Below are 26,265 nucleotides of genomic sequence, written 5' to 3'. Positions count from 1 at the left end.
ATACGTTGCTGGCATCGCCTTGGTCACGACGATACCGAACAGGCTGAGGCGGTTCAGAAGAATTATGGCCGGCGCTGCAAATGCCGGTTTCGCGGTTCTGTGCCTTGCATCCACTCTATGGGTATCCTTCCCCCTTTACGCTCTGGCCCCGGCAATCGCGGGCCTGTCCTTCATGGTCGGCGGCGCCTATGTCGGTGTGCCGCCGCTGATCGTTTGTCTGGGGGTTGTCCTTCTTGGCCTATCTCCCAACATTTCCGCTGCTTTCCTGCTGTCCTCGATATTGTCCAGCGGCGCCGGCTGGTATGTTTTCAGGCGACACTTTTCCAACGGCACCCTGGCCGACACGCCGGGATGCTTTGCCATCGTCACCGTCGCTGCGGCTGCGCCCTTCCTGATCGGCCTTGTCGTTCTGTCGGAAAGCAATGCGAATCCTACTTGGACCGGCGCGGCATTCGTCAGTGTTGTCGGTGTCATCGCCGTCGACCTGGGACTCTACCCGCTGCTGCAACGATTGAAGGGGTCCCAGTTCCCCGACGATATTCTGAGCGCGGGGGCCGAGGCGATTTGCGTGCTGGGGCCCCAAGGACATGTCATCTATTCCAATCAAGCAGCCCTATCCCTGCTGGGCGTGTCCGACAAAGAGTTTCGCGAAGTGTCGGTGTTCGATCGATCGGTACGGGGCCGTGATTTGTCGGGAAAGCCGTTCACGCGCAAAAATTCCCCGATCCGAAGGGTGTTGGAGACACGGGTCGCGGAACGCAATATTCCCATAAGATACACTTCTCCGGACGGGCGCGACCTTGTTCTGTCGCTCAGCCTTGCCCCCATGGCCGGGCTGAACCGTCATATCGTCTGTGCGATCCGGGATGTGACTCGGGAATGGCAGCAGGCCCAGACCATCACGGAACAGAAAGACCGTTTGGATCTTGTGATCGAAGGCGCGCGGATCGGTATTTGGTCCGCCGACCTGGAAAGCGGCCTGACGACGATCAACACCGAATGGGCGAAGCTGCTGGGCTATACGGTGGCGGAATTGACCCCTGTCACGCTGGAAACCTGGGATAGTTTGGTACATCCGGACGATCTGCCAATCGTCAACGCATTGGAACAAGATGTTCTGGACGGACGGATCAATCGATACAATTGCGAAATCCGGATGCGGCACAAGAAGGGGCATTGGGTCTGGATCAGAATGGTCGGTCGGGCCGCCGACCACCACAACGATCAGGGGAAACCCGACCGCCTGTTCGGCGTGCATATCGACATTTCCGACCTGAAGCGGGCGAATGCGGAACTGACGACGGTTTCCGTGCAATTGGACTCCATCATCAAGGCGGCCCCGGACGGTATCGTTTCCGTGTCGTCCGACGGGATAATTCTGAGCTTCAACCCCGCCGCCGAAAAGCTGTTCCAATGGTCTGCCGACGAAATCATCGGCCACCGTATCGAAGCCCTGGTTCCCGACAAGCACCGGGAAGCGCATACGCAAAATGTGGCGGCGTTCACGCGCCGGGACGGGTCGGAACCCTACGGCATGGCGGATTGGCGAACCGTCCAAGGCCGTCGCAAGGACGGCAGCACTTTCCCCGTCATGGTGACCTTGTCGCGTACCACGGATACGGAAGGCACGCGCATCGTTGCCATCCTTCGCGACATGACCGTGGTCGAAACCCAACGCCAGAATGTGGAAAAGCTGACCGACGAGCTGATCATCCGAATCCAGGAAGTGGAGCAAGCGAACGCGTCCAAGACCCGATTCCTGGCCATGGTCAGCCATGAGCTGCGAACGCCGTTGAACGCCATTATCGGGTTTTCGGACGTGCTGAAATCCGGCATGGCCCGGGGGAAGTCGGAAGAGGCGATTTTCGAGTATTACGACGCGATCCATCGCAGCGGCCAGTTGCTGCATTCGCTGATCGACGACCTGTTGGATCTGTCAAAGATCGAGGCGGGCAAATTCACCTTGAAACTGGAGGCGGTCGAGGTTCAACCGGTCGTCAAAGACGTTGCCGAAACAGTCGATATCACCGCGAAAGCGCGCCGTATTTCGGTTTCCCATTACGTATCGCCGGATGTCGGCAGCGTGGTCGCCGACAACCGGGCGATCAAGCAAATCCTGCTGAACCTGATGTCAAACGCGGTCAAGTTTTCCCCGGATGGCGATGGGCAGGTGCATATTGACGTCGGTGACGCCGGACCCGGTTTCGTGCGCTTTTCCATCACCGACAACGGCCCCGGCATTCCGGCGGACGTCATCCCGACCCTGGCGAAACCGTTCAGCCGCGCCGAAGATCCGATGACCGCCTCCGCCCCCGGCACCGGATTGGGACTGGCGATTTCCAAACGCCTATCGGAACGGATGCAAGGTTCTTTGCGGATCGAAAGCGAGGTCGGGGTCGGTACGACGGTGCACGTGATGCTGCCCGTACCGACCGCGGAAGGGCCGCGCGCCGCAGTCACGACGGAAGCCGTTTAAGTCGTTTGCGTTTCCGCCGCCTCGCGGATGACGGCAATCATCTGGGACACGGCGGCGGACGGCGGGTCGGATACCCGCAACGTGATCCCCACCGGACCAACCGTTTCGTTCGTATCGACCGGTAGGATGACCAGATCACCCGCGGCGACATCCTGGGCCACCACCCCGTGCGAGATAATCCAGACCGCGTCGTTGGCCAGGGTGTAAGCCTTGCCGAAGGCGGTCGAAACCGTTTCCACCACATCGACAGGGCGTGCCACCTGATGGGTTACGAGCAATCGATCCACCCAGGGTCGGATGACCGCCGTATCCGGCGGGAACAGAACCGTATAATCGGAGATCGCGGCCAACGAAAAATCCCTTCCGGCCGCCAACGGATGGTCCTTGCGCACGGTAAAGACGACCCGTTCCGAATAAAGGTGTTCGAAGGTCAGGCCGACCATCTGTCCCGGATCGCCGAGACGTCCCACGACCACATCCAGATCGCCTTGCCGCAATTGATCGATCAGCACGGTATTTTCGCCGGTCGTCACCCGCACCCGATCCAGATGCCCGGTTTCCTTGAAGGCGCGGACGGCACGCGGGATCAAATCCCCGGACACGGTCGGCAGGATTCCCAGGCGCACCAGTCCATCCCCTTCCCGCCGGGCGCGGCTAACCGAATCCACACCCTGCCGCAACGCGCCCAGGCTCGCCTCCGCATAGCCCAGGAATATCTCGCCATAGGGCGTCAGCGACACACCGCGCCGGGACCGTTGCAGCAACGACGCGCCCAGTTCCTCCTCCAATTCCCGCAAGGTCTTGGACACCGCCGGTTGGGTGACGCCCAAATCCTCCGCCGCACGCAAAATCGACCCGATCCGGGAGACGCGGGAGAAGGTGTGAAGATGCCTGTATCGAATACGCATACCCGCCCTCTTATCCATAGCATTTGGTTATATATAACCGACAAAATATCATTTCACATAACCGTTCGTTTCTGAAACTATCCCGACAACGAAAATCAGGGAGGATTACCGTGAGCTATCCCGCGTTCCGATCCGTCGGATCCAGCGTTCTGCATTATTGCGATACCGGAAAGGCTGATGGCCCCGCCCTGGTGTTTTCGAACTCCCTGGGAACCGATTTCCGGGTGTGGCGCGCGGTTGCGGATGCATTCGCGGGAACCCACCGCATTCTTCTGATGGACAAGCGCGGACACGGCTTGTCCAGCGGTCCTCTGGACGAATTGACCATCGGCGACCTGGCGGACGACGCTGCGGGCCTGATGGATGCGCTGGGGATTAAAAATGCGGTATTCGCCGGTCTTTCAGTCGGCGGCATGATTGCCCAAAAACTCGCGGCCCAGCGCCCCGATCTGGTGAAAGGTCTGGTGCTGAGCAATACCGGTCACAAGATCGGCACCGACGATGTCTGGCAGGCGCGGATCGACGCCGTGCTGAACGGCGGTATCGAACCGATCGCCGATGCCGTGATGGAACGCTGGCTGTCCGAAGAATTCCGCAAATCCCGTCCCGTCGATCTCGCCGGATGGCGTGCCATGCTGACCCGCACCGATGCGGTCGGCTATGCCGCCGTCTGCCGCGCGATCAAGATGGAGGATATGACCGCCACGACGTCGACACTGACGCTGCCGACCCTGTGCATCGCCGGATCGCGCGACGGATCGACCCCGCCGCCGCTGGTTCGCGAAATGGCCGACCTGATCGCCAATGCGCGCTTCGTCGAAATCGACGGCGTCGCGCATCTGCCCTGCGTCGAGGCACCGGATCGGACGGTATCCGAACTCACATCTTTTCTGAAGGAGATCGGCCATGGATGCTAGATCGCCCTCCCCCCGCTATACCGACGGCATGATGGTGCGCCGCAAGGTCCTGGGCAATGCCCATGTCGACCGGGCCAGCGCCGCCGCGACGGAATTCGACCAGCCCTTCCAGACCTTCATCACCGAAGGGGCCTGGGGCTCCGTCTGGTCCCGGCCCGACCTGACCCACCGTGAACGCAGCATGATTACGATCGCGCTGTTGGCGGCGCTGGGCCATGACGAGGAATTGGCAATGCATATCCGGGCGACGCGCAATACCGGCGCGACCCCGTCCGATATCCGCGAGGCCTTGATGCATGTCGCGGTGTACGCCGGGGTTCCGGCGGCGAATTCAGCCCTGAAGACGGCGAAGACCGTCCTCGCCGAAATGGCGGAAGCGGGCACGGATGGCGTGGAGAGTACCGGGGCGAAACAGGAGGAAAGCAAATGAACGACATCACCCCATTCACGTCGCGGGACTGGGACAGCCAGCCCAACTATATCGACAGCGGATACAAATCGACGACCCTGCGCGGGCCGACGCAGCCGCTGGTGAAAATTCCGACGACCCTGACCGAAGTCACCGGGCCGGTCTTCACCCCGGCGCGCGCGACCGATCTGGACGCGGATCTGACGCGCAACGGTCGGGTCAACGGCGAACCGCTGGGCGAACGCATTATCGTGACCGGCCGCGTGCTGGACGAAATGGGCCGCCCGGTCCGCAACAGTCTGGTCGAAGTCTGGCAGGCGAATTCCACCGGCCGCTATGTCCATAAGGTCGACCAGCACGATGCCCCGCTGGACCCGAATTTCTATGGCGCGGGCCGCTGTGCGACGGATGAAAACGGCGTTTATCGCTTCAAGACGATCAAGCCCGGCGCCTATCCCTGGGGCAATCACTTCAATGCGTGGCGTCCCAATCACATCCATTTCTCGCTGTTCGGCGCGGGGATTGCCAGCCGTCTGGTCACCCAGATGTATTTCCCGGGCGATCCGCTGATTCCGTTGGACCCGATCGCGCAGGCGACGCCGGGCGAACCGCTGGAACGCCTGATTTCCAAATTCTCCCTGGACGTGACCGAGGAAGGATACGCCCTGGGTTATGTATTCGATATCGTGCTGCGCGGCCCCAATGCCACGCCGATGGAGGACTGATCCATGGCCGGAAACAACATGCTGAAACAGACCCCGTCGCAAACCGTCGGTCCGTATTTCGCCTATGGGCTGACACCGACCCAATATGGCTATTCCCAATTGGACAGTCTTGTCGCCCCGGCAACGCCGGAAGAAGACACGCCGGGCGAACGCATCACCGTCATCGGTCAGGTCCTGGACGGCGCCGGCAAGCCCGTCGACGATGCCATGATCGAAATCTGGCAGGCGGACGCGGAAGGCCGATACGCCCATCCGTCCGATCCGCGCGGCAGCAACAGCCCGTTCCAGGGTTTCGGCCGTTGCGGCACCGGCCCGGATCCGATGAACCGGTTCCGGTTCGACACGATCAAGCCGGGTGCGGTGGAAGACGGCCACGCGCCGCATATCGCGGTCCTGGTCTTCATGCGCGGGATGCTGCTACACGCCTATACCCGTTTGTATTTTTCCGATGAACGCGACGCGAATGCGAAGGACCCGGTCCTGAGCGCCGTTCCGGCCGACCGCCGGGATACGCTGATCGCTCAACGGGAAGAAACCCCGTCCGGCACGGTCTATCGGTTCGATATCCGCATGCAGGGCGACAAGGAAACCGTGTTTTTCGACGTTTGAGGTAACATGGCCAAGTTCCAATCCCTTCACGACGCCGTTGCGGAGAATATCCGCGACGGCGACACCGTGGCCTATGAAGGCTTCACGCATCTGATCCCGCATGCGGCGGCGCATGAAACGATCCGGCAGAAACGCCGCGACCTGACGCTTGTCCGCATGACGCCCGACCTGATCTACGACCAGTTGATCGGCATGGGCTGCGCGCGGAAACTGATCTTCTCCTTCGCCGGAAATCCGGGCGTGGGATTGCTGCGCCGTCTGCGCGATTCCGTGGAAAACGGCTGGCCGCACAAGATCGAGATCGAGGAACATTCCCACGCCGCCATGGCCAATGCCTATGAGGCCGGGGCGGCGGGACTGCCCTGCGCCATCTTCCGAGGTTATCTGGGCGCGGAGCTGAAACGGGTGAACCCGAACATCAAATCCGTCACCTGCCCCTTCACGGGCGAGGAACTGGCGGCGGTCCCGGCCATGAATCCGGATGTCGGCGTCATCCACGCGCAAAAGGCGGACCGTCAGGGCAACGTTCTGATCGAAGGCATCGTCGGTGTGCAGAAGGAATGCATCCTGGCCAGCAAGCGGTCCATCGTGACGGTGGAGGAAATCGTCGACGACCTGAACCCGCATCCCAATGCCTGCGTCCTGCCGCATTGGACGGTGACCAGCATCGCCCAGGTAACAGGCGGAGCGCATCCCAGCTATGCCCAGGGTTATTATCCGCGCGACAACAAATACTATATCGACTGGGACCCGATCGCGGCGGACCGCGATGCCTTCCTTGCCTGGATGGAAGAAAACGTCCTGAAGGTCGGGCCGGAGATTTTCGCGTCCCGCGTGGAGGGTCTGTAAGATGGATTATAAACCCGATGAAATGATGACCGTCGCGGCGGCCCGTGCGCTCAAGAACTCCGATGTCTGCTTCGTCGGCATCGGCGCGCCGTCGGCGGCCTGCAATCTGGCGCGGCTGACCCATGCGCCGGATATCACGCTGATCTACGAAAGCGGCACGATCAATACGAAGCCCAATGTCCTGCCGCTGTCCATCGGCGATGGGGAATTGTGCGAAACCGCCCTGACCACCGTTTCGGTGCCGGAGATGTTCCGTTACTGGCTGCAAGGCGGGCGGATCACCATCGGTTTCCTGGGCGCCGCGCAGTTGGACAAGTTCGGCAATATCAACACGACCATCGTCGGCGATTACGACTCGCCCAAGGTCCGCCTGCCGGGCGGCGGCGGCGCGCCGGAAATCGCGGTTTCCTGCGGTGAAATCTTCATCACCCTGAAACAGACGCCGCGCGGCATGGTCGACAAGATCGATTTCGTCACCTCCTTCGGCTTCGGCAAGGGCGGCGACGAACGAGAACGCATGGGCATCAAGACGAAGGGCCCCAGCCGCCTGATGACCGATCTGGCGATCTGGGAACCGGATCCGGTGACCAAGGAATTCACCGTGACTTCCCTTCATCCCGGCGTGACCCGCGCGCAGATGGCGGAGACCGTGGGCTGGGAAATCAAATATGCGGACAGCGTGGCCGAGACGCCGCCGCCGACGGAAGAAGAACTGACGGTCCTGCGCGACCTGAAGGCCCGCACCGCCGCGGCTCATGGCGGGAAGACAGCATAACGCGGAACGGCAATCTTCTTTACGAACGGCCCGCCTGCCCATCAGGCGGGCCGTCTGCATTCACGATAAAATTACCCGCTTTTGGGGATAGGGCCGCACATTAACGTTTCTTAAAAGCCCTTCTGTCATAAATCGCTTTGTGCACTACCGGAACAAACCTTATTCTCCCCTTACGGGTGGGGATAGCGGAGTTTCCGCAACGGTCGTGCGCACCGATGCAGAATGTGCTGTTCATAAGGAACCGATATGCGTCTCTCCCTGAAAATTCCGCTGTTCATCGTGCTGCCCTCCGTGGTTGCTGCCGTCGCACTGGGTGTTTCCAGTCTGGTGACGACAACAAACGCTTTAAACAAAGCCGTCCACCATGAATTGGCCGCCGTTCTGGACTCTCGCGGGTCCCAGATCGAAGGATATATGGCGGGGATTCAGAGCGACCTGAGATTCCTGGCAAGCGCACCGGAAACAACGCGGGCCTTTAAGGCGTTTTCCGCCGCATGGGGCGAACTGGGCGACGACCCCACCAAAAAATTGCAGTCGCTTTATATTACGGACAATCCAAATGCGATCGGCGAAAAGGACAAACTATATGACGCCGATGACGGGTCTTCCTATTCAGTAGCACATGCCAATTTCCACCGGACCTTCCGCAGTTTCCTGATCGAAGGTGGCTACTACGACATCTTCCTGTTCGATCCGAAAGGGAACCTCGTCTACACCGTATTTAAGGAGTTGGACTACGCCACCAACCTGCAAACAGGTCAGTGGAAAGATACCGATCTGGGCAACGCATTCAGGGCGGCAATCTCGTCATCCGATCCGACACAGGTATCTTACTTCGACTTCCGCCCCTACGCACCGTCCAATGATGCGCCCGCCAGCTTCGTTTCGGCGCCTATCGTAGAAAACGGCAAGACAATCGGCGTCGTTGCGATGCAAATGCCGATTGACCGGTTCAACGACATTATGAGCCACCCCGCCGGACTTGGTAAAACGGGCGAGGCGATCCTCGTCGGCGGCGATAAACTCGCGCGCAACGACACCCGTTTTACCGAAGGTGAAATTCTGAAACGCACCATCGACAATCATGGTGTGACCGCGGCTTTGGCCGGAGAAACCGGTGTAGAGACGGTTGGAGACAAGATCGAAGCCTACCAACCCTTGCCGCTGCTGGGCGTCGATTATGCCCTTGTCGCCATTTTGGATGAAGCCGAAGCGGATGCGGGGCTTAACCAAACCTTCCACGTCCTGATCATTGCGACGGTAATTGTTAGTGCGGTTTTCCTAATCGTCGGAATTGTCCTGGGCCGCCAAATTTCTAGGCCGTTGGTCGAATTGTCGGGCGGCATGCGAGAGCTGGCCGAGGGTCATCTGGATGCCGAGGTACATCACGAAAGCCGCAACGACGAAATCGGCGACATGGCCCAGGCCATGACGATCTTCAAACAGCGCGCCAATGAAAACGCCGAACTTCAGGCACAGATCAAGGACAAGGAAGAAGCCGCGCGCCGGCAGCAGGAAAAATCCCTGCGCAGCATGGCCGACACAGTGGAGAAAGAAGCCACCAATGCCGTTGACAACGTGGCGCGCAGCGCCGACGAGTTGAAGGCCATGGCGGACAATATGCAGGATGCGGTGCGGCGCATGCAGTCCGACTCCTCCGCCGTGTCCGCGGCGGCAGAAGAAGCCCTGGCCAATGCCGAAGCCGTCGCCGGTGCGGCGGAAGAACTGTCCGCATCGATCAGCGAAATCGCCAATCAGGTAACCAGCGCGACGAAAACGGCGGAACAGGCCTCGACCGAAGCGAATTCCACCCGCGCAGTCGTGAACGGCCTGTCGGAAGCGGCAGGCAAGATAGGGCAGGTCGTGGATCTGATTTCCGACATCGCGGGCCAAACCAACCTGTTGGCGCTCAACGCCACGATTGAGGCCGCACGGGCGGGCGAGGCCGGGAAGGGCTTTGCCGTCGTCGCCAACGAGGTGAAATCCCTGGCCAGCCAGACAGCCCAGGCAACCAACCAGATCAGCGACCAGATCGGCGAAATCCAGAGCAGCACCAGTCAATCGGTGGAAGCCATCAACCGCATCATCGGCATCATTCAGGAAATGAACGACGGCAGCCAATCCATCGCCGCAGCCGTGGAAGAACAGAACGCCGCCACCAACGAAATCGCCCGTAACGTTCAGGAATCCGCAGCCGGTTCCCGGGAGGTCACGACCCGCGTGGTGGATGTCGCCCGCGAGGCAGACAATGTCGGCGACCTGTCGAACAAGGTGCGGGAAATTTCGGTTTCCGTGTCCGGTCAGGTCGAAGGGCTTAAAACCACGGTGACCAAAGTGGTCCGCAATTCCACCAAGGAAGTCGACCGCCGTCACGAATTGAAACCCGTTCGCGTGGATCGCCGGGAACATTCCTGATCCGCAAAGCGCACCGAAAAAGGGCGCTGATTTCCGGCGCCCTTTTTTCTCCTGAAGGCGTCTCTTGTACGAAATTCGCCTCAGACTCTACAAGCTAGAAAATAGCAATATTTTTAAATTACAATTTCTCTGCAAAACTAGTTCTAACTAAGAATTTTCTTAACCTTTCCGCTCTGTAACTTAGTTAGCGTCCCGGAACCCATCAACTTCTTGAGCCACCACTTACTACTCTCGATGTAGCCGTCACCATCATCGAAATCGGCTTCAACTCTATCTATTAAACCTGATACTTCGTTTGGTCTAAGCCAATCAATTCGTTTGCTAAATTCGTCGTAGATAGCCCAACACTTACCTAGAATTGGCTTCTTGCCACCAAAATCGAGAAGTTCTTTTATCAAGTCCAAACGCTTTTCATAGTACTCATCCGTTTCATGAATATGAAATGACATCAAGTCTGTAAAAGGTATTTCCGCTCTATTAAAATCCCAGAGGAAAGGATTGTTCACGCAAGTATCGTATATAACACGTCCTATAATTTTTCTATCTTTAGAATCAACAGATTCGCCCTCAATTTTATTCCCAATTTTTATTATAGATTGAAAAAGACTATGCGCCTGCTTATCGGATATCGTTCCGCCAGGATTGTTTAGAGTTCCACCTTTTTTCTTAAATATTTCCGGATTATCGATAAGCCTGACCAATGCCTTGATGGCAATCCTTCTAGCTTCGTCGCTAGCGAATTCCAAAATATCCGTTTTCTTTGCAAGGTCGCCGGCGACGGCTTGTTCAATTAACGGATTTAGGCGATCCATAACGCTGGCATAGTCTTCATCGTATGCTTCCACACGATTGGCAAATTTCTCACGATAACTATCGAGTTCTTTGAGAAAGGTTCCTATATCTGCTTTAATCAAACAAATATTTTTCTTCGCAAACAAGTGCTGAAATTGTTCGAACTTTTCTTTGTCTTTTTCGGGGTCTTTATCAGGATGGACCACCATAAATGCTGGCGGTCGGTCATTACCCATATGGGAAACAACCTCATCATAAATGTAATAAACATTTGGATCAGCCAAGCTGTACCCAAGAAATATAGGAACTTTTTCGGCAAACATTGTAAATATTTTACTTTTTAGATATGTGTCCTCCCTTTGAAATTTCGTATACTGACTCTGTGTCACAACAATACTTTCCGGCTTTTTTCGGTCCCCATGAATTTTTAAAATATTCTTATCGTCAGATATTTTTAGTTTTTTGTCACCACGAACGACGACTGAAGTCAGGAAGTCAAATACCTTCTCGAGAACGTCATCCCAGTTCGTCGTAACCACCGTTCCCGATGCGAACTTTTTGAACAAGTGAACCCATTTTGGATCTACTTCCTCTTCATAAGATTCGTCTAGCGCGTTGATGATGGCTTGGTTGAAGGCAATTTCGTCTCCTTGCTCAGTACTTTCGAAATAAGAATGCAAGATTTCGGCAGCATATAGATAGTTGTCCGGAAGTTGGCCATCATATCCGATGTTCTTCTTGGTGTTTTTAAGCACCGCCCCCCAGGATGGATATCCGAAGTTCGACGAAAACCCTGATCCAATCCAAAAGAAGTAACGCCTGCCATAAACGGCGGAAATCAACTCGTCGCGATCCTCCTGACATAACTCTTTTAATCCGCCCACTATCTATCCTGCCTTATTTGAGGTTGCGCACACTTGATCCGTGTATTTTACGCTGCCCTTCCCCCGTGTAAAGTCACGAGATTTGTTGCCATCAACATAGGTGTCAGTGAATGCGCACGTCCTGGCGTTTCAATTCCGCCTGAACCGCCGCGATATCCACGGCATCCAATTCCTTGCCATCCCGCACGGCCAGCGCGGCGGCGACGCCCGCGCCCTGGCCCGCGACGGCGCAGCACGCCATGTTCCGGGTCGCCGCATGAGCGATCTTGTCCCCGCCGATGGCCCGGCCGGTGACCAGCATCCCCTTCACCCCCTTGGGCAGCATGCAGCGATAGGGGATATGCATATACCGCCCCGTCGTCGGGATGATGAGCACGCCGTAGCCGTCGATGAATTCCGGATAGATGCCGATGGAATCGTCGAACCGCGCCTGCTGACGCACATCGGTTTCGGTCATGTTGTAGGCGGCGTCGATCTTGCGCGTGTCGCGGATACCGATGGTCATGCCGAAATTCCGAAGCCGCACATTCTTGCAGCCCGGCATGTAACGGCGCAGCGCCTCAATCGCCAGCATGGCCTGACGGCGCCCTTCGATCTCCCCGCGTGTCATGCTGTCCGGATCGGTGCCGTCCACCGCCGCCAGATGGACAAGGTTCATATAGGTCAGTTCACCCGTTTCATGCAGCGCGCCCCACGTTCCGGCGATTGTGTTCAACTGCGCGGGGATCAGCCCATCGGCAATCGCCTTTTCGAACGGTTTGCGCAGGAAGGGGGAAAACATGTCGTCTTCCTTGCCGTCCGTTTCCACCGACCATTCGCCCGACGACCAATCCTTATAGGTCTGCGGGTTTTCCTGCACGTCGCGCATGAAGGCCTGCTTATCGACCCCGGCCAGATGAAACATGACGCTGGCGGCCTGCATTTCTTCCGGCGGCGTCTTGCGCGTCGCGGCCCCGGCGCGATGGGCGACATCGGCATCGCCGGTCGCATCGATCACGACCTTGGCCAGGATCGCCTCCCGCCCCGCCTTCGATTCCACAATGATGCCGGTAATCCGGTCGCCATCCATAACCGGTGCGACGAACTGGCGATGCAGCATCGGGTGCAGGCCCGCCTCCTGAACCAGGTGGTCGGCCACCAGCTTGAACCCCTCGCTGTCGATTTCATAGGACAGCGACTGGCTTTCCGGTACCGCCGCGCCCATGGCCTTCGCCCGATCCTCGAATTCGCGGCCGACGCCGCCCGCCTCAATCGTCTGTTCATGGCGGTACCATGCGAAACCTTCGACCCCGACCACGGTGATGTTGCCGCCGAAGCAGCCGAACCGTTCGACAAGGCAAACGTCGACGCCGCTGCGTGCCGCCGCCAGCGCCGCCGCCAGCCCACCCGGTCCGGACCCCACCACCAGCACATCCGTTCGATGCACGACGTCGACCCGACGGGCCGGTTCCGTCACAAAATCCATGATACCTCCACCAATTTCCAGTCGCCGAGAAACGCGTCACACCATACTGCCACGTAGCATAATTTCCGTATGATGAAATCCCGACGCGGACTACGAAAATTGCGTCGGAATTGAAACCCGGAAAATGCTCCTGAAATTGTCGGCACATGCCGCCTTTCCGGCCACAAAGCATGCGGTCTTGTCACGCCTTTGGCGCGGCTCTACCCTGCGTAAATCCTGCAATTAAAGGTCGATATAGGTCACCATGCGGCAGACAGCGCCGAAAGCAGAAGACAAGGTTTCCCTGACACGGATGGAATCCGCCCAGGTTTTGCTTGAATCCATCATTCCCTATCAGATCAACCGGCTCACCTTCCGGATGAACCAGTTGCTCAACAAGGATCTGCGTGCCCATGGCCTGTCCATATCGAACTGGCGCGTCCTGGCGGTGCTGGACCACAATTCGGAAGCCACGGTAAACGAATTGGCGGCCTATGCCATGATCGAACAGTCGACCTTGAGCCGCATGCTGCGCCGTATGGAACTGGACGGGCTGCTGCAAAGCCATGTCGGGGCCAATGACGGTCGCGTGCGGTCGATTTCCCTGACCGAGGCGGGCAAGCGGAAATACGACGAAGTTCGCGCGGTCACGCTGGCCCATACCGCGCGGATCGTTCATGGACTAACGGCGCAGGAACGATCCGTCTTGCGCCGTCAGGTCTCCATGATGCTGCGCAATGTCGAAACCCTCGATCTGGCCATGTTCGACGACGGCCAGGCCGAGGATCTCTCCTGAAAACCACAGGCAGGCTTACGCCGCGCTCTTGAACCGGCGCTGGGATACCAGCGTGCGGTAGGTGCTGCGCAGTTCCCCGCGATCGCAATAGGTGCCGCGCAGGAAGCGTTCGCCACTGGTCGCGACATAGGCATCGCGGCCGTGCACGATCCGGTGATTGTCGAATACGATGCATTCGCCCGCGCGGATGTTGAAGCGCATGACGAATTTCGGGTCCTTCAACATCCGGCCGAAGCGGCAAAAGGCCGGGTAGTAGCGGTCCAGAACCGTCTGCGGCAGGTCGAAGACATCGGCCATGTGCTGGCTGATCGTCAGGCCGGACACTTCGCCGAATTCGTCCAGTTCGATCACCCGTTGACGGGACCGCACGTCGCGGTCGTCATGTTCGCTGTAAAACGGGATTTCCGTTTCTGCGAGAAGTTTGAAATCTTCCGGATACAGGCGCTTGAATTCGTTCGCGACGGCGACGCCGTCCAGGAACAGATTGTCGCCGCCCTGCACGCTGTTGGCGCGGCAATGCAGGAACTGAACGCCCGGTGCCAGGTCTTCCGCCGGAACGTCGGTATGCATTTCCAGCGCCTTGGCGGTATAAGCCAAGTTGGTCGGTTTGATATGGGTGTAGACGTCGAAATATTCGCCCCAATAGGTCGGGCGGACATGGCCCAACAGGCGCACCGTTTCCGTCAGCCCTTCATTTGTGTCCGGCATGTCCTCCACGATCGCCACGCCATCGACCAACAACGCTTCCGCCCAGCGCGCGACCAGTTGCGGGTCGGCCTTCAGCGCCGGCTGACTGAACCGCGCCATCTTCGGATAGTGGTCGGAGAACCACGCCTTGCGCGGCAGGGCGGCGGGGTCATGACGCTTTTCGCCCCGGCTGTACATCGCCAGCCAGTCTAGGGAATAGACGGACCGATGACAGTCGCCGTGCCACAGAACTTCCAGCGCCCCGTCGCGCACCATGGCGCTTTCCGGTTTCGGGCCTTGTTCCTCATGGAAGATATCAAAGACACGTTCCCGCGTTTCCATGTCGAAGGAGGTCGCGCAATTGTCGCGAAGCCAATAGTAGTTGAAATAGGCGACGCTGCCGTCGGCCAGGGTCACATCCAGGCCGGTTTCCTTGAGCGTTACTTGCGACAGATCGACTGGGTCCATCTTTCCGAATACTCCGACAGGGGTTATGTTAAACTCTCTGCTTTGTCGACCACACTGACCGAACACGCTTGAAATAGCTGAATTGTGTGCGGGTGCGAAAGCCGGAAACGGCTTAACATTACATAAGATGGATTTATATTATGGAGCCGACTCTTCCGCCGCTGCGGCTGTTAAGCGTGTTCGAGGCGGTCCTGCGCGGTAATGGCGTACAGAATGCAGCGCGGGAGCTGAATGTGACTCAACCCGCCATCAGTCAGGCCATCCGCCAGTTGGAGGATCATATCGGCGCGCAACTGTTCGACCGCAGCAGCCGACCCGCCGGATTGACGGAGGCGGGCCGTGTCCTGAAACGCACGACGGGCGAGGCCTTTTCGATCCTGCGCGACGGCGTGGCGGAAATAGCGAAACTGCAAGACCAGGAAGGCGTTTCCGTCACCGTCGCCTGTTCCGTCGGGGTTGCGACCTATTGGTTGATGCCAAAATTGGCCGCTTTTTACGAATGCTTCCCGGATATCTCCGTCAATGTGCAGGCGACGTCGCAAGGCGCACCGTCGATCGGATCGGGGATCGATCTGGCGATCCGTTACGGCAACGGTCAATGGGCCGACGGCACGGTGCGCGAGCTGTTCCGGGAGGAAGTCATTCCAGTTTGCCATCCGTCGGTGAAGGTTCGGTTCGATAAGGGATCGTTGACCCTCGCCAGCGCCCCGTTACTGCATGTGAAATCGGACGACAGAACATGGTTGGATTGGGACGGTTATCTGCGCCGGACGAACCTCCCCCGCAACACCGCGAAGGGTCGGCAATTCACAAACTACGTCCAGGCGGTCCAGGCTGCCTTGCAAGGCCAGGGCGTCATGCTGGGTTGGCGGTCCATCACCCATGACCATGTCCGGAACGGGTTGCTGGTGCCCCTGGATGCGCCGCCCTTGGATCCTGGTCTGGGGTTCTATCTGATCGAACCGGAAACCACCGGTGAAAAACCCCCGGCTTCTCTATTGAGTGATTTTCTAATCGATCATTGATGGTCTCGTCCAACTGGGAAGGTCATGTTTTATTTTGCGAATGACTCGCATTTGCCTTAGGGTCCCGTTGCGCCGTTCCTTAACCAGCCGCAAACGACCGTGCCATCTTCGCGCCCCCCGTATCACCGCTCCAGCGACCCATTTCCCACGGAAGTCAGGACCCCGTCCGGACTGAATATCTGTATCTATAACAGCGTAGAAGAACGCGCTGTCGACCCGTCTTTCGTGATTTGCATCACCCCCGGCACCCGCGGTCAGGACGCCAACCGAGAATCCAATCCGGAAAACAGGGGCGATTATTGGAATGTGAAGCGCCCGACGCGCATCCGTCTGCAAGCGACGAACAGTCTGCCCCGCCGGAAGGTCCTGATTACCGTTCCCCGCGCCTGGATCGAATCCGTTCTTCTGGACTGTTCCGCGGCCGGTGTGCCTGCGCCCGAGGCCTTCGTACAGCACCGCTTCCATGGCGCTTGGCAACCGTCCCGGCATGCCCTCGCACTGGCGGAGCAATTGATCAACCCGGCATCCGACCTGCCCATGCTTAAAATCCTGGCGGCGGAAAGTAAGGCCACGGAAATCACGCGGGAGGCCCTGCGGTCGATCCTGAACACCGGATACGACAGCGACACGGCCCCAATGACCCTGGAGGCATCACGCGCAAAGACCGTACGGGAATTTATTCTGGCCCATCAAGTCGAGGGCTTGCCGCTCGGCGTCATTGCCGAACGCTTGGGGATGAGCATCGGATCGATGCAGGCGGCTTTCAAGGCGACCTATCGAATCACCATCGGTGCCTTCATTCGCGAACAACGGTTGTTTGCGGCACGGGAAGCGATCGAGCAGGACGGAAAGCGGGTCAGTGAGGCGGCTTATCTGGCGGGGTACGACAATCCCGGCAGCTTTTCCACGGCATTCAGACGGCAATTCGGTTTCCCGCCGTCGAACTGCAAACGCTGAAAATTCCGGCGCCCGTCAGCCACCGCGCAGCGAATATTCGATCGGCACGACGACATCGAGATATTTGCCCTTCATCTCCGTCGGGAAGGCCGGCATCGGGTTCGCACGGGCCAGCAGTTCCATCGTTTCCTTGTCGAGAACATCGAAACCGGACCCTTCCCGGATCCCCTGGTTCATCAAAGCCCCGTCCCGCGCCACACGAAGCGCGACGACGACCACGCCTTCCATCCCGCGACGGCGGGCGAGACGCGGATATTCCTTATGCCGTTCGATCCAGTAGCGCAGATGCGTCAGGTAATCCGGTGACGGCGCGACCACGGCGTCACCGCCTTGCGACGTCGCGGCGTCGGTCGATTGGCCCACCGGAGCGGTGGCGGAAGCCCCCGCACTGGCGATACTCGCGACGGAGGCCACCTGCGCCTGGGCAGGCGCGCCGGCGGGTTCGGTGGTTTCCGCGGTTTCCTGTGGTTCCGCGGTTTCTTGTGGGGCCGCCGCTTCCTGCACCACCGGCTTTTCAACCACGGGTTCGGGCCGGGGCGGCACGTTTGGCATTTCCGGCTTCGGCAGTTCGACGACCGGCGCGTCCTCTTCCGGGACCGGCTCCGGTTCGGGCTGGACCTCCGGCACGATCGGTTCCGGATCGGCAATCGGTTCCGGCACCGTTTCCAGCATGGCCAAGGCTTCCGGTTGCGGGAGCGGCTCTGGCACGGGCTCCACTTCCGGTTCGGCGACGGGTTCCGGCAACGGTTCCGGGATGGGCTCAAGAACAGGATCGGGGGTCGGTTCGACCTCGGCGACCTCTTCCGGCGGAGTCGGCGCGGGTTCCCCGACATCCTGCGGGGCCGGCGTATCGATCACCTCGTCGATCTCGGACACGATTTCTTCCTGCGCCTGCCGGTCTTCGTCGGCGCCCAGCGCCGCCGCCGTCATGGTTACGGAAATTTCCAGCCCACCGCTACCAAGACCTTTTGCACCCGTCTCAGCGACCGGCTTGTGCAAGGACAGCAACCCGCCGTGAAGGCCCAGGGCCGCGACCATCGCGACACCCCACTGCATCGGTCCTACTCTCATGTAGAAGGCCTCACGGTCACAAGGGTTACCGATTCCCATCCGGCGGCACGCAGATGCTGAAGAACGCCCAGCACCGCTGCTGCGGACGCCGCCGCATCGGCATGGACGCGCAGGGCCTCTTCCGTGGATAGGGCGGCATGCAACCGGTCTGGCGCCGCCGGATCGATCACCTCTCCATCGATCAGAAACTGACCGTCCTTGTCGATCTGCACCGTCGGAAGGCGTGTGTTGTCGTCGCTCTCGCTGACCGATGTCGGCTCGGAGACCGGCACGGGGCTGCGCATTTCGATCTGCCCGGCGATCAGGAAGAAGGACAGCAGCAGGAACACGATATTGATCAGCGGCAGGATGTGATCCTCGCCGTCCTGTTTGCGCCGATGCTTACGATAGCCGTAGCTCATCCTTTGCATGGCTCAGTCTCCCTGGCCTGTGCCGTGCGACGGATCGGCGGCGAAGGCGATGTTCTTCAACCCCAGGCGCGCCGACAGATCCAGGAAGAAGACGACATCCTGCAAATCCGTCCCATCCGCCGTTTTCACCACGACACGCCTGTCGCCCGCGTCCGCGAGGCGGGCTTTCAATCCGTCAGCGTCCAGCGCGCTGCCCTGAATATCGAAGCGTTCATCCCCCAAAAGGGTGACCAGCAACAGGCTATCGGCAGACACAGCCCCCGCCCCGCCGGATTTCGGCGTTATCAGCTCCACCGAATTCGTCCGAGTGAAGGTCGACGCCAGCATGAAGAAGATCACCAGGATGAAGACGACATCGACAAGCGGCGTCAGACTGATCCTAGCGGACCGCCGCTTCGGGCGGGCCGCGCGTCTAACGCCGGTCGTGGATGCCAGCGCCGTCATTCCGCCGCGTGCCTTGCCACATGCTGCGCCGTACCGGCGGGTTTCGCGGTTTCCGTCAGGAAGACCTTCGCGATCAGATCGTCCAGGTCATGGGACAGGACTTCCAAGCGCCGTTCGAAGAAGTTCAGGACCGCGACCGTCGGGATGGCGACAGCCAGACCGACCGCCGTGGTCAGCAGCGCCAACCAGATGCCGCCGGATAGGACGGAAGGATCGACCTGCTCGCCCGCGCTTTCCATCGATTGGAAGGCCTCGATCATCCCTAGAACGGTGCCGAGAAGGCCCAACAGCGGCGCCAAGGTCCCGATCAGTTCCAAGACGCGCAGGTAACCGCCCAGTTCTTCAACCGCGCTGTCGGCGACGCGCGTGACCTCGTCCCGGACGCGGGCCGGATCCGATGTGCCGGACAGTTTCCCCTGGATCGCCATCCGCACCACGCGGCAGCGGATGCTCGACCGATTGGAAACGTCCAGGGCGCGATCGAAATCCCCGTGCCGGAACAGGCTGGCCGCCCGCGCCGCATAGGACCCGCGGAAAACACCGTCCTGCAGAAACTGCCACACCTTCACCAACGCGACCGCAAGGGCGATCACGGATAGGATGCACAGGATGTAAACGATCGGCCCGCCCGCGGTCAGAAACGCGAAGCGGGATTCCAGGGCCGACATCGAAAAATCGGTCATAGCGACACCTTTATCGGCGGGCTGGACTGGTACGGTTGGGCCTTTGTCACAGCGCAAGGCTGCAGGAGCCTACCCGCCATTAATTGCGAATGCTTCTCAATACTATTTCGAAATCGGGCAATCCATGCCGCACGCGTTGGAAAAATCGCATAAATGTTTTCCGAAATCGCAAACAAACCGCCAGAACGGCGGAAGGCTCCCGTTTGTCGGTCAGGAAAGGTCCCGTGCCCGCAACAAGCCGGTTTGCGCATCGACATGGCCGATGACGGATGCCGCATTGCGCGCGGCGTGTTTCATGGCGGCGTCGGGCGCATCCCCCCGTACCAGACACGCCGCCAATGTGGAGGCAAAGGCATCCCCCGCCCCGGCGGTTCCGACGACCTCCACTTTCATCGCCTCTTGAAAATGAAGAATTCCCCGGACGGATAGATAGGCGCCATGCCCGCCGTCGGTCAGCGCGATATGGCCGGGCCCTAGTTCATGCAAACGGCGGCACAGGTCCGAAACCGACAGACGAAACCCTTCCATTTCGATAACCGGCCCCGTATCGCCCTCCCGATCTGCGGTCTGCCGTTCCCAGCCGGTCTTGTCGACCAAGGCGGGAATAAGCGCCCGCGCTTCCTCCAGATTGCAGGTAAACAGATCAACATGACCTAGATTCTCCAGGAACGGCGATGTCTTGCGCGACAATTGTCGTATGCCCGGATTGGTCGCAACAAAGGCACCGGCGGCTTTCGCCTTTTGCACAATTCCGGGAAAGCGGTTTGCGGAGTCGTTGCTGAGATTGGTGATATAGACGAGATCGGTCTGGTCAAACGCCGTCGCGTCGCAATCCCCTTCCGACAGAAACCCGTTCGCGCCGCGATGGGTGAAGATCGCGGCGTTCTTGTCATGGGACGCGATCATGACGGAAATCGCCGTGGCGTGATCGTCCGATACCCGGATCAGGTCGGTCGAAATGCCTTCTTCCCACAGGCGCGCCAGGATTTTTTCCGCGTTATGGTCACGCCCCAGTTTCACCAGGGTTGCCACGTCGAATCCCAGCCGCGCCATGGACACAGCCGCATTGATCGCGCCGCCCCCGACATGGGTCGTGACCGAATCCGCGTCGACCTTTCGGCCCGGCTCCAGCAACAGAAAGGAATTCGTGCTGTTATGCAGGGTCATTCGCTCAATATCGTCACTGGCGACCGATGCGATGATATCCAGCGTCGCGGACCCGACCGTGACCGACTTCATGACGATGATCCTTCCCGACGCGCAAGGCGCGACAACGCCGGATAGTGATCTTTGAACCGCTGATAGGCGGCCTCGAAGTCCGGGGACAGGGCAGGGTCGGGTTCGAATTCCGCAACAATGCGCGGCGGCGTGCACAGCGTGGTCGGATCACCGCCGCTCACCGCGATCATGCCCAGACGCGCCGCGCCATAGGCCGCGCCGCCGTCGCCATCCGCCGGCAGCAGCACCGGAATCCCCAGGGCATTGGCCATGACACGCAGCCAATATCCCGCCCGCACGCCGCCGCCGACCGCCGTCACCGAGTGAAGGTTCATGCCTGCCTGCCGCAAGGCCTCCAGGTTGTCGCGCAAGGCGAAGGCGACGCCTTCCAGGATCGCGCGGGTCATCGCGTCCCGGTCGCTGGTATGCCCGATGCCGGTGAACCCGCCCCGAATGAATGCATCGTTATGCGGCGTCCGTTCCCCCGACAAATAGGGCAGGAAGATCACATCGCCCGGCGATTGCACCCTATCGCCCAGGGATGCCGTCAATGCCTGCGGCGTGGTGCCTAAAAGCCCTGCGAACCAGGACAGCCCCGCCGTTGCGGACAGGATCACCCCCATCTGGTGCCAGGTATCCGGAATGGCGTGACAGAAGGCATGTACGGCACTGTCCGGTGCCGGAAGGAACCGGTCCGTTGCGGCAAAGAGAACGCCGGACGTCCCCAATGAAACGAAGGCCGATCCCGGCGTAACCGTTCCCGCCCCGATGGCGGAAGCCGCATTGTCCCCCGCCCCGCCCGCAACCGTGACCGGCCCGGCGACACCCCAACGGGCCGCCAAGGACGCACGCAGATCGCCGGACGCGTCGGTCCCTTCCACCAAGTCCGGCATGGCGTTGCTATCCAGATTGCAGGCCCCCAACAACTCTCCAGACCAGCGGCGACCGCCGACATCCAACCAGCTGGTGCCCGACGCATCCGACATTTCCGACACATGCCGTCCGGTCAGCCAGAGCCGCAGATAATCTTTCGGCAACAGGACTTTCGCGACCCGATCGAATATGTCCGGCTCGTTCTCGCGCAACCACACCAGTTTCGGCGCTGTAAACCCGGGGAAGACGATGTTGCCCGTGATCCGCCGGAAGGCCGGATCGCCGTCCAGTCCCGCCGCTTCCGCATGGCTGCGGGTGTCGTTCCACAGGATGCAGGGACGCAATACGCGGTCACCCGCATCCAACAGGACCGCGCCATGCATTTGTCCCGATAGCCCGATCCCGCGTAACGCCGCCATTTCTCGTGGGTGGGATGCCGCCAAACCGTCGATGGCGGTCCCGATGGCCTGGACCCAATCGTCGGGGTTTTGTTCCGCATAACCCGGCGCGGGGCGGCTGACCGTCAGGTCCGCCGTGCGTGTCGCCACAACGGATTGATCCTCATCCATCAGCAAAATCTTGGCCCCGGACGTGCCGAGATCGATACCCAAATACATGATACGCCGCCTGTGGGTTACGGTTGCGTCTGTTCGGACAGCGCCGTCAGTTCGCGGCGATGTTCCGCGAGACGCTGAAAAATCCGATAGTCCCGGTCCATCGCCGCACGCCGTTCCGCGCGCGGGGTAATTTCGCGATAAGGCTGCGCCATGTCGCGTGCCGTGTCGGCGAGATTGTCGGCCCCGCCGGTAAAGGCGGCCCGCGCGACCATGGCGGAACCAAGCAGCACCGCATCCCCGGATTCGTTGACCCGGATGGTGCACCCAGTTGCATCGGCATAAATCCGGCGCAGCAGCGAATTGCGCGCGTGACCGCCCGTCAGATGCAAGGTGTCGATCCGAAATCCATGATCGTTGAAATGATCCACCACCTGCCGCAGGCCCAGCCCAAGGGACACCGCCGCCCGCCAATAGACCCGGCACAGCCCGTCGAAACTCCGGTCTAGGGTCATACCGCTGAACACGCCACGCGCCGTCGGGTCGGCATGGGGCGATCGCTTTCCGTGCAGGTCCGGCAGGATGTGCAGGTCCCGCGCCAAATCCTCCCCGTCTTCCAATTGCAGCCGCTCGATGCGCGCAACGATCCTGTCATGCGTCGTGTCGGTCGGCTCCAATCCCTCTGAAAAGCTGCGGATCAGATAATCCAGCAATGCCCCCGTCGCCGATTGACCGGCCTCTATCGCCCAACGACCGGGCAAGATGGCCCCGCGATACGGCCCCCAGGCACCGGGTACCCGGCATTCGCTCAGGCTGATCCCCATGACGCAGGTCGACGTCCCGGCGATCAGGGCCAGATGACGCTCGCCCTCGCTTTCCGCATTCGGTCCAATGACGCCCAAGCTGCCGGCGAAAGCGTCGATCAATCCCGCCGCGACCTTGCAGCCCCGCGTCAGCCCCAAATCCGCCGCCGCCCGCGCCGAGAGCGTGCCCAGACAGGTCCCCGGCGCCACGGCCGCCGCGGGCAGGGCACCGTGTTCAACGATATCTTCCAGACCGACGCGGTCGAAGAAATCGTGCTGCCAGCCATTGTCGTGATCCAGGAAGGTCCACTTCCCGGTCAGGGTACACCGCGACCGCTCCCCCGATCCGCAGGCGCGCCAGGCCAGATAGTCGGTCAGGTCCATCGCGGCGCTCATCGACGCCCAGATTTCAGGCCGATTCCGCTTCACCCACATCAGTTTCGGCACCTGCATTTCCGGCGACATGACGCCCCCGGCATAATCCAGCACACGATGGCCGGTCGCCGTGCAGACACGGGCCTCCCGCTCCGCCCGGTGATCCATCCAGGAAATCGTGTCCCAGACCGCGCCGCCGTCCGACGGCGACAAGGCCGGGCGTTTGCCTGTGTCCGAAATCAGGACCAGGGAACAAGTGGCGTCGAAGGCTATCGCGCCGACATCTTCCGGCGCGACCCCCGCGGCCTTGCGGGCCGCCGCCACGGCACGACAAACCGCCGTCCAGATTTCCTGTGAATCATGTTCCGCGCGGCCGGATTCCGGCATATGCAGGGCAATCGGTTCCGCCGCACGCGACAGCATTTCGCCGTTTCCCGTGAAGAACCCGGCACGGGCGGCGCGCGTTCCAACATCGATGGCACAAAAGATCGACGGCATCCCGGATGTCCCCTCAGGCGCCCATCGCATGAATCAGCGCCGGAAGCCGGGTCAAATCGGTAAGAATCGCGACCGGATTTTCGGCGGCGACCGCCTCGGCCAGACCGCAGGCTTCCGCATGAGATCCGCCGATAAATCCGATTGCCGTCATCCCGGCCCGCTTTGCGGCCTTCAACCCGGCGATGCTGTCCTCTACCACGACACAGCGTTCAGGAGAAACCGACAACTGATCGGCGGCGAAAAGGAACAAGTCCGGATCCGGCTTTCCACGGGCGACCTGACTGGAGCTGAATATGTGAGGATCGAACAAGGGCAACAAGCCCGTGACGTCCAGCGACAGCCGCACACGATCCGGATTGCTGGACGACGCCACGCATTTCGGCAGCGCGATCGCGGCCGCCGCTTCCCCTGCCCCGGGGATCGGTTTCAGGTCGCGCGTGAACCGGGCATTGATCGTCGCTCGCATGGCCGCAAGCTGCGACTCGCTCACCGGGATGCCGAAATCAGACTCCAGGATTTTTACTGTCTGCGCAATGGATTGACCGAGAAACAGGGAAAAGGCCGCGCGTTCATCCATATCCAGCCCCGCCGCCCGGATCGTATCGACCAGCACGGAAATGGAGATCATCTCGCTGTCCACGAGAACCCCGTCGCAATCGAAGATGACGGCCGCCGGCGTCATGACCCCGCGGCACCGGCCAGATAGCGCTTCAACACCGCTTCCGTTCCGTCGGCCCACAGTGCCGACAGCCATCCGGCGAAGGCGTCGGCCAACCGCCGGTCGGCGCCGAGGCCGCCATAGATATCCTCCATCGCCAACCAGGCCGCCGGATCCTGCCGCGCGGCCTGCGCCACGCCGGTCAACCGATCCCAATTCGGATCGTTCGGCGCGATTCGGACGCCCGCATCCGTCTCGCCGAAGCAATAGCGGCACCATAGTGCCGACTCCAAGGCCAGACCGGATACATCCGCGCCGGTCTTCAGCCGATCCGCGATGGACGGGATGATGAATTTCGGCTGCCGATTGGACCCGTCGAGGCACAGACGCCGGATCGTGTCGCCGATCTTCGGATTGGCGAAGCGTTGTTTGATCAGATCGAAATAAGCGTTCAGATCGGTATCCGGAACCGGCGGTACGACGGGGATGATCTCATCCCGCTCAACCTTATCCAGGAAGCCCCGGATCAGATCGTTGCCCATGGCGTCATGCGCGAATTCGATCCCCATCAGGCCCGCCGGATAGGCGATGACCGCATGTCCGCCATTCAGGATGCGGATTTTCATCGTCTCGTAAGGAGAAACGTCGGGGACGAATTGAACCCCGACCGTTTCCAGCGCCGGTCGCCCCTGGGGGAAGTTATCTTCCAATACCCATTGCGTGAAATCCTCGCAAAAGACGGGCGACAGGTCGGAAATCCCAAAATCCTGTATCAAATGATCGATTTCCCGCGGGCCGGTCGCCGGGGTGATCCGGTCGACCATCCCGTTCGGGAAAGCGGTTTCCGCGGCGATCCAATCGGCGAATGCGGGATCGGACAGGCGCGCGACGCCGACCACGGCGGACCGCGCCACGGTTCCATTATGGGGAATGTTGTCGCAGGACATGACGGTGAAGGGCGGAACGCCCGCCTCGCGCCGCGCCTTCAACCCGGCGGCGATGATCCCGAACACGGTTTTCGGATTGTCCGGGGACTCGCCGTCGGCCTGTATCGCCGGATGATTCACGTCGAATTGTCCCGTGGCCGCGTCGATGTAATAGCCGCCTTCGGTGATCGTCAGCGACACGATGCGGATGGCGGGATCGGCCAGTTTCGCGACGATGGCCGCGCGATCCGCCGGATCCAGATAGTCGATCATCGCGCCGGTCACCCGCGCCGTCGATCGGTCCGCCCCCTGTTCGACCAGGGTGCTGAAATAGTCCTGCCGGGCCAACATGCCGCGCATGCGCGCGTCATAATCGGTGACCCCCGCACCGAGAATGGCCCAGTCCAGATCCCGCCCCGTATTGAACAACCGATCCAGATAGGCCGCCTGATGCGCCCGATGGAAATTCCCGACGCCGAAATGAACGATCCCGGCCTTCAACGCTCCACGCCGATAGGTCGGCACGCCGATATCGCCGCGCAGGCCGCCAATCGTGTCCAAGCTCAATCCCGTTACCGGGCCGTCCGTCGAATGTGCCACCAACCGTCTCGCCTTA

24 protein-coding genes are annotated in these 26,265 nt (G+C 60.3%); 11 read left to right on the top strand and 13 right to left on the bottom strand.

What is annotated here, in order from left to right:
• Positions 1-64: 64 nt before the first annotated feature.
• Positions 65-2,476 (top strand): PAS domain-containing sensor histidine kinase, encoded by a 2,412-nt coding sequence (locus tag HH303_RS13420; RefSeq protein WP_169625885.1) that lies wholly within the window; start codon positions 65-67, stop codon positions 2,474-2,476.
• Here HH303_RS13420 and pcaQ read toward each other — a convergent pair.
• Entirely contained in the window at positions 2,473-3,384 is a 912-nt protein-coding gene (pcaQ, locus tag HH303_RS13415; protein ID WP_169625884.1) for a pca operon transcription factor PcaQ, read from the bottom strand. The genes HH303_RS13420 and pcaQ overlap by 4 nt on opposite strands.
• Before the next feature lie 110 nt (positions 3,385-3,494).
• Here pcaQ and pcaD point away from each other — a divergent pair, with 110 nt between their 5' ends.
• The 7 genes from pcaD (at position 3,495) to HH303_RS13380 (ending at position 10,083) form a co-directional block, all read left to right on the top strand.
• On the top strand, positions 3,495-4,301 hold the full coding sequence (gene pcaD / locus HH303_RS13410; RefSeq protein WP_169625883.1) for a 3-oxoadipate enol-lactonase: 807 nt from the start codon (positions 3,495-3,497) through the stop codon (positions 4,299-4,301).
• Entirely contained in the window at positions 4,291-4,731 is a 441-nt protein-coding gene (pcaC, locus tag HH303_RS13405; protein WP_169625882.1) for a 4-carboxymuconolactone decarboxylase, read from the top strand. Before pcaD ends, pcaC begins: the two co-directional genes overlap by 11 nt.
• Positions 4,728-5,435 (top strand): protocatechuate 3,4-dioxygenase subunit beta, encoded by a 708-nt coding sequence (gene pcaH, locus HH303_RS13400; protein ID WP_169625881.1) that lies wholly within the window; start codon positions 4,728-4,730, stop codon positions 5,433-5,435. Before pcaC ends, pcaH begins: the two co-directional genes overlap by 4 nt.
• Before the next feature lie 3 nt (positions 5,436-5,438).
• The gene (gene pcaG / locus HH303_RS13395; protein ID WP_169625880.1) at positions 5,439-6,044 is read left to right on the top strand and encodes a protocatechuate 3,4-dioxygenase subunit alpha; all 606 of its coding nucleotides are present in this window, start codon (positions 5,439-5,441) and stop codon (positions 6,042-6,044) included.
• 6 nt (positions 6,045-6,050) lie between these two features.
• Entirely contained in the window at positions 6,051-6,893 is an 843-nt protein-coding gene (locus HH303_RS13390) for a CoA transferase subunit A (RefSeq protein WP_169625879.1), read from the top strand.
• Between the two features lies 1 nt (position 6,894).
• Positions 6,895-7,668, top strand: a complete 774-nt coding sequence (locus HH303_RS13385) for a CoA-transferase subunit beta (protein WP_169625878.1) — start codon at positions 6,895-6,897, stop codon at positions 7,666-7,668.
• 246 nt (positions 7,669-7,914) lie between these two features.
• Positions 7,915-10,083 carry a methyl-accepting chemotaxis protein gene (locus HH303_RS13380; RefSeq protein ID WP_169625877.1) on the top strand — a complete coding sequence of 723 codons (2,169 nt, stop codon included), beginning with the start codon at positions 7,915-7,917 and terminating at the stop codon, positions 10,081-10,083.
• A gap of 143 nt (positions 10,084-10,226) precedes the next feature.
• On the opposite strand, the gene HH303_RS13375 is transcribed toward HH303_RS13380, so the two are convergent.
• Entirely contained in the window at positions 10,227-11,759 is a 1,533-nt protein-coding gene (locus HH303_RS13375) for an SIR2 family protein (protein ID WP_169625876.1), read from the bottom strand.
• A gap of 103 nt (positions 11,760-11,862) precedes the next feature.
• Entirely contained in the window at positions 11,863-13,224 is a 1,362-nt protein-coding gene (locus HH303_RS13370; protein ID WP_227421822.1) for an FAD-dependent oxidoreductase, read from the bottom strand.
• Between the two features lie 244 nt (positions 13,225-13,468).
• Between HH303_RS13370 and HH303_RS13365 the strand changes: the two genes are divergently transcribed.
• Positions 13,469-13,999, top strand: a complete 531-nt coding sequence (locus tag HH303_RS13365) for a MarR family winged helix-turn-helix transcriptional regulator (RefSeq protein ID WP_169625875.1) — start codon at positions 13,469-13,471, stop codon at positions 13,997-13,999.
• A 15-nt stretch (positions 14,000-14,014) separates the two neighbouring features.
• Here HH303_RS13365 and HH303_RS13360 read toward each other — a convergent pair whose 3' ends face one another.
• Positions 14,015-15,154 carry a TauD/TfdA family dioxygenase gene (locus HH303_RS13360; RefSeq protein WP_169625874.1) on the bottom strand — a complete coding sequence of 380 codons (1,140 nt, stop codon included), beginning with the start codon at positions 15,152-15,154 and terminating at the stop codon, positions 14,015-14,017.
• Between the two features lie 140 nt (positions 15,155-15,294).
• Between HH303_RS13360 and HH303_RS13355 the strand changes: the two genes are divergently transcribed.
• Positions 15,295-16,179: a LysR substrate-binding domain-containing protein gene (locus tag HH303_RS13355; protein ID WP_169625873.1), complete on the top strand. Its 885-nt coding sequence runs from the start codon at positions 15,295-15,297 to the stop codon at positions 16,177-16,179.
• Between the two features lie 306 nt (positions 16,180-16,485).
• The gene (locus HH303_RS20310) at positions 16,486-17,136 is read left to right on the top strand and encodes an AraC family transcriptional regulator (protein WP_169625872.1); all 651 of its coding nucleotides are present in this window, start codon (positions 16,486-16,488) and stop codon (positions 17,134-17,136) included.
• A 15-nt stretch (positions 17,137-17,151) separates the two neighbouring features.
• On the opposite strand, the gene HH303_RS13345 is transcribed toward HH303_RS20310, so the two are convergent.
• The 9 genes from HH303_RS13345 to HH303_RS13305 form a co-directional block, all read right to left on the bottom strand.
• Positions 17,152-18,207, bottom strand: a complete 1,056-nt coding sequence (locus HH303_RS13345; protein WP_169625871.1) for a TonB family protein — start codon at positions 18,205-18,207, stop codon at positions 17,152-17,154.
• Positions 18,204-18,617 (bottom strand): ExbD/TolR family protein, encoded by a 414-nt coding sequence (locus tag HH303_RS13340; protein WP_169625870.1) that lies wholly within the window; start codon positions 18,615-18,617, stop codon positions 18,204-18,206. The genes HH303_RS13345 and HH303_RS13340 overlap by 4 nt, the downstream gene beginning before the upstream one ends.
• Positions 18,618-18,620: 3 nt before the next feature.
• Positions 18,621-19,061, bottom strand: a complete 441-nt coding sequence (locus HH303_RS13335) for an ExbD/TolR family protein (RefSeq protein WP_169625869.1) — start codon at positions 19,059-19,061, stop codon at positions 18,621-18,623.
• Positions 19,058-19,744 carry a MotA/TolQ/ExbB proton channel family protein gene (locus HH303_RS13330; protein ID WP_169625868.1) on the bottom strand — a complete coding sequence of 229 codons (687 nt, stop codon included), beginning with the start codon at positions 19,742-19,744 and terminating at the stop codon, positions 19,058-19,060. Before HH303_RS13330 ends, HH303_RS13335 begins: the two co-directional genes overlap by 4 nt.
• A gap of 210 nt (positions 19,745-19,954) precedes the next feature.
• The gene (locus HH303_RS13325; protein WP_169625867.1) at positions 19,955-20,983 is read right to left on the bottom strand and encodes a carbohydrate kinase family protein; all 1,029 of its coding nucleotides are present in this window, start codon (positions 20,981-20,983) and stop codon (positions 19,955-19,957) included.
• A complete protein-coding gene (xylB, locus tag HH303_RS13320; protein WP_169625866.1) occupies positions 20,980-22,452 on the bottom strand; it encodes a xylulokinase in 1,473 nt (490 codons plus the stop codon). Before xylB ends, HH303_RS13325 begins: the two co-directional genes overlap by 4 nt.
• A gap of 17 nt (positions 22,453-22,469) precedes the next feature.
• Complete coding sequence (locus tag HH303_RS13315) at positions 22,470-24,065, bottom strand: FGGY-family carbohydrate kinase (protein ID WP_169625865.1); 1,596 nt, start codon at positions 24,063-24,065, stop codon at positions 22,470-22,472.
• Between the two features lie 13 nt (positions 24,066-24,078).
• On the bottom strand, positions 24,079-24,747 hold the full coding sequence (locus HH303_RS13310; RefSeq protein ID WP_169625864.1) for an HAD family hydrolase: 669 nt from the start codon (positions 24,745-24,747) through the stop codon (positions 24,079-24,081).
• Positions 24,744-26,249, bottom strand: coding sequence for a mannitol dehydrogenase family protein (locus tag HH303_RS13305; RefSeq protein WP_319637412.1), 1,506 nt, complete (start codon positions 26,247-26,249; stop codon positions 24,744-24,746). Before HH303_RS13305 ends, HH303_RS13310 begins: the two co-directional genes overlap by 4 nt.
• Positions 26,250-26,265: the final 16 nt, after the last annotated feature.

It is taken from the genome of Pacificispira spongiicola (assembly GCF_012926505.1).
Lineage (GTDB): Bacteria > Pseudomonadota > Alphaproteobacteria > UBA8366 > Aestuariispiraceae > Pacificispira > Pacificispira spongiicola.
Note: the sequence above shows the minus strand (reverse complement) of the source record. Positions and strands in the feature narration are given on the sequence as shown.